The sequence below is a fragment of the Ginsengibacter sp. genome (assembly GCF_057362405.1).
Genome location: NZ_JBMQQG010000094.1, coordinates 23,460 through 33,989, shown reverse-complemented (window position 1 = coordinate 33,989; position 10,530 = coordinate 23,460). Strand labels below are relative to the sequence as shown.

General features: G+C 39.5%; 10 protein-coding genes. 2 read left to right on the top strand and 8 right to left on the bottom strand.

Annotated elements, in window-relative coordinates; genetic code table 11:
* The 7 genes from ACO1O5_RS08305 to ACO1O5_RS08275 all read right to left on the bottom strand — a co-directional run.
* Positions 1-260 (bottom strand): hypothetical protein (locus tag ACO1O5_RS08305; protein ID WP_486269377.1); only part of this gene is annotated, 260 nt, incomplete at its 3' end.
* 93 nt (positions 261-353) lie between these two features.
* Positions 354-998, bottom strand: a complete 645-nt coding sequence (locus ACO1O5_RS08300) for a porin family protein (protein WP_486269376.1) — start codon at positions 996-998, stop codon at positions 354-356.
* A gap of 58 nt (positions 999-1,056) precedes the next feature.
* Positions 1,057-2,685, bottom strand: coding sequence for a serine hydrolase domain-containing protein (locus tag ACO1O5_RS08295; RefSeq protein WP_486269375.1), 1,629 nt, complete (start codon positions 2,683-2,685; stop codon positions 1,057-1,059).
* Between the two features lie 65 nt (positions 2,686-2,750).
* On the bottom strand, positions 2,751-3,938 hold the full coding sequence (locus ACO1O5_RS08290) for a serine hydrolase domain-containing protein (RefSeq protein WP_486269374.1): 1,188 nt from the start codon (positions 3,936-3,938) through the stop codon (positions 2,751-2,753).
* 6 nt (positions 3,939-3,944) lie between these two features.
* Positions 3,945-4,571: a hypothetical protein gene (locus ACO1O5_RS08285; protein WP_486269373.1), complete on the bottom strand. Its 627-nt coding sequence runs from the start codon at positions 4,569-4,571 to the stop codon at positions 3,945-3,947.
* Positions 4,568-5,395: a class I SAM-dependent methyltransferase gene (locus ACO1O5_RS08280; RefSeq protein ID WP_486269372.1), complete on the bottom strand. Its 828-nt coding sequence runs from the start codon at positions 5,393-5,395 to the stop codon at positions 4,568-4,570. Before ACO1O5_RS08280 ends, ACO1O5_RS08285 begins: the two co-directional genes overlap by 4 nt.
* Before the next feature lie 25 nt (positions 5,396-5,420).
* Entirely contained in the window at positions 5,421-6,332 is a 912-nt protein-coding gene (locus tag ACO1O5_RS08275; RefSeq protein ID WP_486269371.1) for a hypothetical protein, read from the bottom strand.
* 190 nt (positions 6,333-6,522) lie between these two features.
* On the opposite strand from ACO1O5_RS08275, the gene ACO1O5_RS08270 reads away from it, so the two are divergent.
* Both ACO1O5_RS08270 and ACO1O5_RS08265 read left to right on the top strand, forming a co-directional pair.
* Positions 6,523-7,524, top strand: coding sequence for a hypothetical protein (locus tag ACO1O5_RS08270; protein ID WP_486269370.1), 1,002 nt, complete (start codon positions 6,523-6,525; stop codon positions 7,522-7,524).
* A gap of 8 nt (positions 7,525-7,532) precedes the next feature.
* On the top strand, positions 7,533-8,717 hold the full coding sequence (locus ACO1O5_RS08265; RefSeq protein ID WP_486269369.1) for a lactate 2-monooxygenase: 1,185 nt from the start codon (positions 7,533-7,535) through the stop codon (positions 8,715-8,717).
* Here the strand turns inward: ACO1O5_RS08265 and nadB are convergent.
* The gene (gene nadB, locus ACO1O5_RS08260) at positions 8,712-10,310 is read right to left on the bottom strand and encodes an L-aspartate oxidase (RefSeq protein ID WP_486269368.1); all 1,599 of its coding nucleotides are present in this window, start codon (positions 10,308-10,310) and stop codon (positions 8,712-8,714) included. The two genes, ACO1O5_RS08265 and nadB, sit on opposite strands and share 6 nt — an antisense overlap.
* Positions 10,311-10,530 lie beyond the last annotated feature (220 nt).

Sequence of the window (10,530 nt, the reverse complement as noted above, 5' to 3'; positions counted from 1 at the left end):
TCGCTTATAACTACTGTATTTCCTGGTTTGGCATCTTTCAAACCGTCTCCGCAAAATACTAAGCTAAGAGTCCGGCTGCCGCCACACCCTAAATCAATCAGGCAAGTCCCATTGCCAGAGTTGATGCTAATGCGGTCGTCTGTTACTTCCCACTCTTCGCAATGAGTAGATACTTTTTTACAAGAAGAAAAAGTAAAAATGAATAAGATGATCGCCAGCATCCTCAAGGTTGAAATCTTTTCATTAAGTATTGTTTTCATGATTTAATATTTATCACTGAAAAAATTAAACTTTAAGATTGCCAACTAATAAAATGCTGGCAATCTTAAATGAAATAGCCTGCGGATAAACTTCTATTTATGTGCATGTCCACCAAAGAAGTACCCAATCTTTATTGAAAAATATTTATTCTTAATCGTACCGCCATCACCACTTCCATCATCATTATTGATCTTGCTTAAGCCGAGGTTGTAATTTCCTGAAATCATGAAACCGCCGTGCATCCTGTAACCCGCAAGTGCGTTTATTCCGAACTCAAAAGCTTTAACTTCATCGACGCCCGATCCAAATTTTACTTTTTGATTATCGTCAGGCATACCATCAGCGCTAAATTTATCTTTGCCTGAAATCCCGTAAGCGAGTGAAGGTCCGGCCCCTATAAAAAATCCCTCATTTTTTTTGGCGCTGTATACAAAATTCAACGGCACTTCGAGGTAGTTAAGGTTTACTGTTTCTTTGCTGCCCTGGTCTTTCACCCTGTAACCTTTTTGAATGAAGTTTAAAGCCGGCTGAAAACTGAAATTTGTGCTCAGCGGCGCATCAACTGCAATTCCGACCGCAATACCGGTTTTAGATTTAGGCGATGCAGAAATGAAGCCTGATTTAATGGTTACATTAGCAAACGAAGCGCCGGCGCTAATGCCAATGCTTGTTTGTGCTGTTAAACTAAAAGCCGTTAAGAGAATCATTAACGTCATTAAAAGAGAAATTGATTTCATTTTGATTTGTTTTTGGTTGTTGTGTTTTAAATTTTTGTCGTCAAGCATTATAGTCTTGTCATCGGGTCTTGATTATTTTTTGTTCTGTAATACCAGTGGCGGTTTGCAAACGAGTTACATAGATACCCTGTGGCAGCTTGCTTCCGTCAAAATTCACTTTATTAACTACTTTAGGTTGTGCGTCTCCGTTATATATGTTGGCAACCAGCTTACCATTCATGTCATATATTTTTAAAGACACTAATCCGACCACTGTTGACTTGAAAGATATAGTTGTTGAAGAAGTGAAAGGGTTGGGGAATGTTCTGATTGAATTATCATCATCGGGCATTGCTGCATCATTTTTTACTTGCGAAGATTGCAGGCATGATCCGAGGTATGCGCCTCTGCTGATAAAGTTTTCTGCTGAGGACTTCGATACGCATAGCGTGTTTCCTTTGAAACATAATTGGATCTTTTGTTCCTCCTTATCATTATTGCCGCACAAATAATCCGGCAGTGCTTCATAAAGTTTTTTCGCTACATCGTAAAGATTGGCACCGTGATAATTTGTCATAAGTGCAAGCGTCAATTTTTTTTGTGGCTGATAAAACAAAATAGAACGATAACCCGGGGCGTTTCCATCATGGCCAATAAAATCATAGTTCCCGCTTATTTTATTGGAAAGAATTATTCCGTATCCAAGCCGGTCACCGTCTTCATCAGGTGTCGAAGAGATTGATTGCAGCATTGTGTTGAGTGTGCCTTCACTGGTGGCCTTGCCATTGTACAAGTCATTACCCCATTCTGCGAGATCGGCAATATTGGAAACAATGCCTCCGCTGGTAAATGCGAGTGAGACAATACCAGTCAATGGAAATCGTGAAATATTCGTGTAGGCGTCAGGGAAAGTTGGTTGTCCTGTGAACTGAAATATTGGATCGAATGCGCCGATGTTATCATGAGGCGCAACCAGTATACCCCTGTTACCGTTAGCTTCTCTTCCATCAAAATACATAGAACCAAGCTGTAGCGGATCAAAAAAACGTTTGCGAAATTGTTGTTCCACAGGCTTTCCTGTTGCGGCTTCAATGATGGCGCCAAGTAAAATATAATTGGTGCTGGAATAGCGGCGTTCTGCCCCGGGCGCACTAATCTGATGGACGAACGAAACCATTTCATACGGTGTCCATATATGATTTGGATCAAAGGCGACAGCAATCTGCAGTTGTATTTCCGCCGTGTAATCGGAATAGCCACTTTCATGAGCCAATAACTGTCGTATGGTAACAGAAGTATTTAGCCCGGGATTTACAATGCTAATTAAAGGCAGGTATTTAACGATTGGATCGTCCAAACTGAAAACGCCTGAATTTGCCAGCTCCAGAACCAGCGAAGCAGTAAACGTTTTTGTTACACTGTAAATCCTGGAAAGATTAGAAACTGAAAATGTTGTCCCGCCTGGCAAAAGATCGTTTTGTGCATCAACATTACGGGCTGCATAGCCTGTGGCACCCTGCCACTCCGCAAGTCTATCTACTTTAACTGCAACCGACATTCCGCCTACGTAGGGGTTTGCAGGATTATTCTGAAAGCTATCTATAATATGTTGAAAGCGACCCTGCAGGTCCGGTGAGAAACCTTGCCCTTTCAACGACTGGTACGTTAAGAGAATCATTAGCGACCATAAAGTGAAAATTGATTTCATTTCTTTAATTTTTATTTTTGAAAAATTGGTTTAAGATTTACTCATATCCCGACGATTTCGAATATTCAATGTAAAATGAGTTTCAATAGTTCATCGTGGAAATCATAGAATACTTGCTGCAGCTTGCTTTTGGCATCGGTGCCGTAGTTGATCAAAAATAATTCCGTTACTGTGTTGTTGGGGAAATAAAATAAATTCGCTGAGTAAGCCAGGTCGCGGCCTTTGTGCCCAATTCCATAATCACCATTTGGCTGGATATAAGATTTTTGCAGCCCATAACCGTAATAGTTAGTATCGTCTTTTTTGCCATACGTTTGCATCATGGCAAGAGACTTTTGACTAAGCAATGTTTGCTGAATGAATAGAGCCTTTTCAAATGTAAAAAGGTCAAATACATTGCTGTAAATACCTCCGTACCCGTTGCCACTTCCTGTAACCAGGTTGGAAACATTTACGATAGTGTTGTTATTATATAAATCGAAATACCCTTGTGCAACGGTGTTGGGTAATACATCATGCGGCTGGTAAAATGTATTGGCAAGATGCAATGGGTTTAAAACATATTGTTTCAATAGGGCGCTATGATCTTTATGAGTGGCCGCTTCAATTACCATAGTAACCAAAACGGTATTAGTGTTAGAATAAACAGCGGTATCGCCGGGACTGAAAGCAGGCGGTTTGTTATAAATAAATTCCAGTAGTTCTTCAGGGCTCCATATTTTGTTTGGATTGTTTAATACCGCGAGGTAAAAGGCATCCTGTTCTATTACATCCGGAACGCCTGTTTCATGTTTCATACATTGGCCTAACGTTATTTTATTTCCATTGGGTAGTTTATTAGTAATGGAAGATGGAAGCCAATTATCAATTTTTGTATTGAGGGCATTATATCCAAGCCCGGTGTTTGCAGAATCTTCGATAAGTTTAAACACTAAGGTTCCGATAAACAATTTAGTGATGCTGGCCACTTTAGAAACCTGGCCCACTTCAAAAGGAATATTTTTTTCAATATCGGCTTTGCCAATTGCACCTACCCATGTACCGTTAGCATCATTCACCAGCAGAGATATGCCAGGCAAACCTTTGTCATGATATTTTTTTAGTAATGCTGTTAAAGCAGCGTTTTTTGGGTGCTTATTACTTGAATCAAGCCATGGAACAGGAACAAGCGATGCCTGTGTAGGTTGTATCTGTGCTTTTTTACAAGAGAAGGAAATGATTGCTGCACACATTAAAAGGATATATTTTTTCATGCTATTTTATTTTTTGTGTGAGATTAAAGGAATGCTGCAGCCAATTAACATACTATTATATGGAAGTATGGGAACATAGGCTTTTACAAAAGGTGTTTGTAACAATTGCTGGTAGGTTGCAAAAAGCTTTAAAGGTCTTTTTCCCTTTGGCTTGAAAGTGTACCCGATGCCGGCGTTTACAACTGCCATCGCCTGTGACCTGCCGATACCTATATTGTTTTTATATTCTCCGTTATCTCCTAATTTTAATTTGGCCGTTGCCGGAATAGAATGCAAGTATCCTGCCCCTACGGCTACCTGTGCGGCCCACTTTTTGGAAAATTTATAACGATATCCTATGTCTGTATATAAAGGAATTCCATGCTGTACAAACCTGTGGTAGAAATAAGAAAGTTTTATTTCCTGGTACCAGTCGTGCTTGCTTTTTATTTTCCAGTTGAAGCTATACCCTATCTCGATGCCGGGATGTTCAATACCCGTTACGAGTTTACCAAATTGTGAGAATGGATAGGCGCATGCGGTATTTAGAAAAGCAACACTTATTTCCCTTCTGTTTTGCGCCGTCGCCAGGGTTGAAACAAATAAAAGAATTAAAAGGAAGTCTGTACTTTTTATGATGAATAAATTTTTCATGATATTTTGTTTGGGTTAAAATGCTTTTGTAAAACGAATCGCCGGTAAACCAATGAGCCATTTTTTAAATCTTCGTGTATCCTGGAACCTTTTACCCCGGCGAATTCCTTAAAAGGTTTTGCGATCCATTTTGGAATGTTATCCGAAATTCTTTTTTGTTTTACATCTTCTTCCAACTCAATTGCATTTATTACATTCCTGGTAATATCTTCATCAACCCTTACATTCATATGGGTTGCCAGCAGGTTGTTTGTTAAGGTTTTCATGCCGTTTGGAGAGCGCATGTCTGTGCATAGAAAATAGCCTCCCGGGCGCAGTACCCTTTTTACTTCTTTTAAAAATGCAGGAACGGAACCATAAGCATGACATGATTCCACATTAATAACCACATCAAAACTTTCATCTTCAAAAGGAAGTTTTTCAGCATTGCCTTGTACAAAAGTTAAACCTACAGTGGAGTGTTTTTCGTTGGCAAGTTTTACCGCGTTGTGAGCAATATCCAGCCCTGTAATTTTTCCCGGCTTTAGATATTTATTGATGTAATTAGCTCCGCCGCCACGCCCGCTTCCGACTTCGAGTATTTCTTTTCCCGGAACTTCGAGTATGGATACCAGGTAGTGATATAACTGTATAGAATACCTGTTTACCTCGTCTTCCGGCTGCAGGGTTAGTGGTAATTCATGAACATGTGGTGCATAGCCGTAGTTCATAAATTGCCAGTCGGCGACTTTAAATTTTTTGGCAATTGTTTCATAAACAGGTTTCCAGATAATGCGGCGGAAGGCAGGGTAATCTGTAAGGTCTAAAAATAGTTTGGCTATCATATTGTTTTTTTGAATGGATAATTGATTAAAATTTTGCTAAGGCAGGCTTTAATTTTTTCAAGGCTCTTGCAATACTTTTCCTTGATTTATAAAAATTATTATACTCGCGGTATCTCGTATGGATGTTGCCCTTTCTGTCCAATGCAATGGTTGGAATACTTTTTAATTCCCCTTCTTTCTTTGAGTATCGCCTCCATTTACCAATGCGTTGCCAAACAGGTGCATACACACTGTCTTTGAATCTCCTTTGTAAAGGATAACCTGCGAAGCCGAATTTGTTTGTGAAAATTCCCGGCTTAGCCATTACCCAGCTTTCGCTTGCAAAAATGGTTGACTGGTCAAAAATGTCTCCCAGTCCTATCATCAGCGAATCACCGTTCATTCTTGTAGCGGGCGTACTATCTGTTGCGGGAAAATAAAAGTCAGCACCTGCATAGCAGGATCCAAGGCCTACTTTTGTTTTATCATCGCAATACCTGGCAAGGACTTGTAGATATTTAATTGACGAAGCGTCGTGAATATTTTTGTAATAAAACTGGTCGGTACCAATACGAAATGAAGAGTAGCGATTTCCATAATGGCCATGGGAATCGAACCAGAGATTGTTAATGAGCTTTCTTTTTTTATGGAGGATGGTTTCCACTTTTGTGGTAGCATCTTTAGACGACCTTGCATTTACAACATAAAATGTTTTGTGGTGAAATAAACTTTTTACTCTTGCTCTCAATAATGTATAAAAAGCCAGCAGGTCAATTCTTTTATGTCTTTCCCTTGTGAATATAAAAACGTTTACGCGGCCGTTAGTAGTTTTATTGAATTGTTCAGACTCTTTGTTTGATTCATTTTCAGCATTACTGACGCTGCTGTTTTTAAACGACTGGCATATTGTCGAAGAAGTTATCAGTAAACAAAAAGTGAAAAAAATAATCAGTTTCATAACATTTGCTTTACGGGATAAAGATCAATAGCTTATTTCCTGATTCATAATTGATCTTGCCTGATTGCTGAACTATGATTTGCATTTTTTGCAAAAGCCAGCTTACTGCTAATTCATATTTGCATTTTTCGCATCTAAGCTTTCAAATGATTAATTATGTATTTATATTTAGTTTTCAATCTCCACAAACATGAATGCAGCAGAACTACAAACGGCTTTTTTAAAACAAATAAAAGGCATGTTGCCACCGCACCTGGCACTCGTTGATGCCATTGCTGATCAACTAAATTTGAGCAATGACAGCGCTTATAGACGGATTAGGGGAGAGAAGCATTTGACGTTTGATGAAATACAAATTCTCGCTTCACACTATAAAATTTCGTTAGACAGTTTCCTGCATTTACAAAGTGAATCATTGATTTTCTGGGGAAAAAATATTGGTCGTCATACATTTGATTTTGAAAATTATTTACAGGGTATTGTGCGGCAACTGGAATATTTTATTCCGTCGAAACAAAAACAAATGTTTTACCTAAATAAGGATATTCCTATTTTTCATCATTTTATGTTTCCGGAACTGGCAGCATTTAAATGCTATTTCTGGAGCCGTTACGACCTGGATTATCCAAAGTTTAATAAAGACCAGTTTTTAATTGAGGATTATATTGATATTTTCAACAACACAGGTAAAAAAATTTCTGAGTTGTATCTTCAAATTCCTTCGGTGGAAATATGGAACCTCGATTGCATCAACACTACTATAAGGCAAATAGATTATTATAGGGAAACCAGGATTTTCAAATCGCAGCAAGATATAGAAACAGTTTACGATTGCCTTGAAAAATTGGTGGACCATATAGAAAAGCAAGTAGAATATGGGTATAAATTTCCTCCCGGCAAGCCAGACCTGGAAAATAAAGTAAAGTATAGTGTTTATATCAATGAATTTATTTTAGGCGATAATACTATTGCAGTTGAGCTGGACGGAGAAAGAATGGTTTTCCTGAATCATAATGTGATAAATTATATAATGACCAATAACAAAGAATTTATTAATTATACCTTTGAAACACTTAAAATATTACTCAGAAAATCGATGCTTATAAGTGAGATAAGCGAACGGGACCGCCAGTTATTTTTTCATAACTTACGGGAACGCATACATGAAAGGAGAAAAACAAGCGTCAAATAATGCGATTCATGAACACAGACACATTTTCTCAACTGTCCGGGGCAATGCAGTACCAGTTGGAGATCTATTTCAAGGGAACTCAAAACATAAAACCTCCATTGCCAATATCGTTTGAAGAGCTTGAACAAAAAGCTTCTGAAGTCATGGAACCGGAGGCTTTTGGTTACATCGCGGGAAGTGCCGGGTCAGAAATAACGACCTCCAACAATAAGGAAGCTTTTAACCATTGGCAGATTATTCCCCGAATGATGGGCGATGTATCGCAACGAAATATTGCTATTGAATTATTTGGAATCTCATTGCCGACGCCGCTTTTACTGGCTCCTGTTGGTGTCTTGTCGATTGCGCATCCTGAAGCGGAATTAGCCGTTGCCCGTGCGGCAAAAAATCTGCGGGTACCCCAAATAGTTAGTACGGTATCGTCTAAAACGATTGAAGAGATCGGAAAAGTACATGATGATCATCCGCACTGGTTTCAGCTTTATTGGGGACGTAATAATGATTTCACCAGGAGCATAATTGGTCGTGCTGAAAGGGCTGGCTATACGGCTATTGTTGTTACCCTTGACACAAGATTATTTGCGTGGCGTGAGCGTGATATTAAGAATGCCTATCTGCCATTTTTATACAATGAAGGACTCGCCAACTATTTTACCGATCCTGTTTTTCTTGCCGAAGTTGGTGATCCGGCTAAAGATAAAATGCAAACAATGATGCACTTCGCAAATTGTTTTTCCAATCCTTCGTCTACGTGGGAAGATGTTTCCGTTATAAGAGAATGTACCAAACTGCCAGTGATTGTTAAAGGTATCCAACATCCGGATGATGCAAAGAAAGCAATTGATAATGGTGCAGACGGAATTGTAGTGTCGAACCACGGCGGCCGTCAATTGGATGGTGCGATCGGCGCAATAGATACACTTGCAGGTATAGCGGAGGAAGTTGCCAATAAGACAACGATATTATTTGATAGTGGGATCCGCAGAGGAGCCGATGTTTTTAAAGCGATGGCATTAGGCGCAAAGGCAGTGTTGCTCGGGCGGCCTTATGCCTATGGTTTGGCGCTCGGAGGCGAACACGGCGTTACGGAAGTGGTTGCTAATTTGCTTGCCGATATCGATTTAACATTGGGACTTGCAGGCTGTACCTCGTGGAAAGATGTTACAAAGGACAGACTGCATTCAACACTATAAAACTATATTCTGCACAATTTCATTTTTACCAGGAAAGTCGGTATTGAAGTGAAGGCCCCTGCTTTCATGCCGAAGCTGTGCCTCCTTCACAATTAAGTAGCCAACAGTTATCAGGTTTCGCAACTCGCAAAGTTGCGGCGATACAAAAGTTGTTTCATAAAACTGTTCTGTTTCTTCGTGCAATAAATCAAGTCTCTTCATCGCTCTCTCAAGCCTTACGTTAGTACGAACAATTCCAACATAATCTGTCATGAGCAACTGCAATTCTTTAAGGCTTTGTGTTATGAGGATCATTTCTTTTGGTGCTGTTGTTCCTTTAGCATTCCAGTCAGGGATGGCTTCATTAAATTCCAGCGTATCTATTTTTTCAACGGCATTTAAATAGCACCTGTGTGCAAACACCATTGCTTCCAGTAACGAATTACTTGCAAGCCTGTTGGCCCCATGAAGCCCTGTACTGGCACATTCTCCGCAGGCATATAAATTTCTTATGGATGATCGTCCCCATTCATCGGTTTTTATGCCACCGCAACTATAATGTGCCGCAGGCGCCACAGGAATATATTGTTTGGAAACATCTATTCCCACTGATAAACACTTATCCGTTATGTTAGGAAAGTGATGCACAAATTTTTCCATGTCCATTTTGGTACAATCTAAAAAGACATGTTCTGTACCATTAATCTTCATTTCATTATCGATAGCCCTGGCAACTATATCACGTGGCGCAAGATCTTTTCTTTCATCATACTTTTCCATAAACGCTTCGCCTTTATGATTTCGTAAAATGGCTCCATCGCCGCGTACAGCTTCTGTAATTAAGAATGCCTGGCCACTTATACCTGCTTCATATAATGCGGTTGGATGAAACTGGATAAATTCCATATTCTCTATTCTTCCTTTGGCCCTGTATAACATAGCAACTCCATCACCGGTAGCAATAGAAGGGTTAGTGGTAGTGCGATAAACCTGGCCGTTTCCGCCTGAAGCAAGCAAGGTTGTTTTAGAAATAATTTTTTCAATTTCATTTGTTTGCATGTTGAGTACGTACACACCAAAGCATTCAATATCGGGAGTTGATTTTGTAACCAAATAACCGAGATGATGCTGTGTGATAATGTCAACTACGAAGCAATGGTTTATTAATTTGATATTGGGTTTCGTGGCAATCGCTCTCAGTAACGTATCTTCTATTTCTTTGCCGGTAACATCTTTATGATGCAGTATCCGAAATTCACTATGGCCACCTTCTTTTCCCAGCGCATATTCGCCCGAATGTTCTTTGTCGAAATGGGCACCCCAGCTGATTATTTCTTTTATCCTTTCCACTCCTTCTTTCACAACTATCTCAACAATTCCCGGATCGCATAAGCCATCGCCGGCTATAAGTGTATCTTCTATGTGTTTTTCAAAACTATCATTATCAAAATCTGTAACACCCGCAACGCCGCCCTGCGCATACTTTGTATTAGTTTCATCGCTGAAAGTTTTGGTAAGAACCGTAATGCTTTTACCAGGGCAGTCCTGTGCAACTTTGAGTGCATAGGTGAGGCCTGCAATTCCGCTACCAATTACTAAGAAGTCTGTTTTCATTTTACAATTTTAAGTTGTTTATTGATGCAAAAAATAAAACCTCCTGATTTTTGAAATTTTAGGAGGTTTTAGGAATAGGCATTTCAATTTTTATGTTAAATGATGAAATAAAATCTACAACCCATTTGCCACGGCCTTCAGGCCGTGGGATAAGCAGGACGACAGTCGGCTTCAGCCAAAAATTCAATGCCATTCGAACAGGAAAAATTCAGCACCAAAT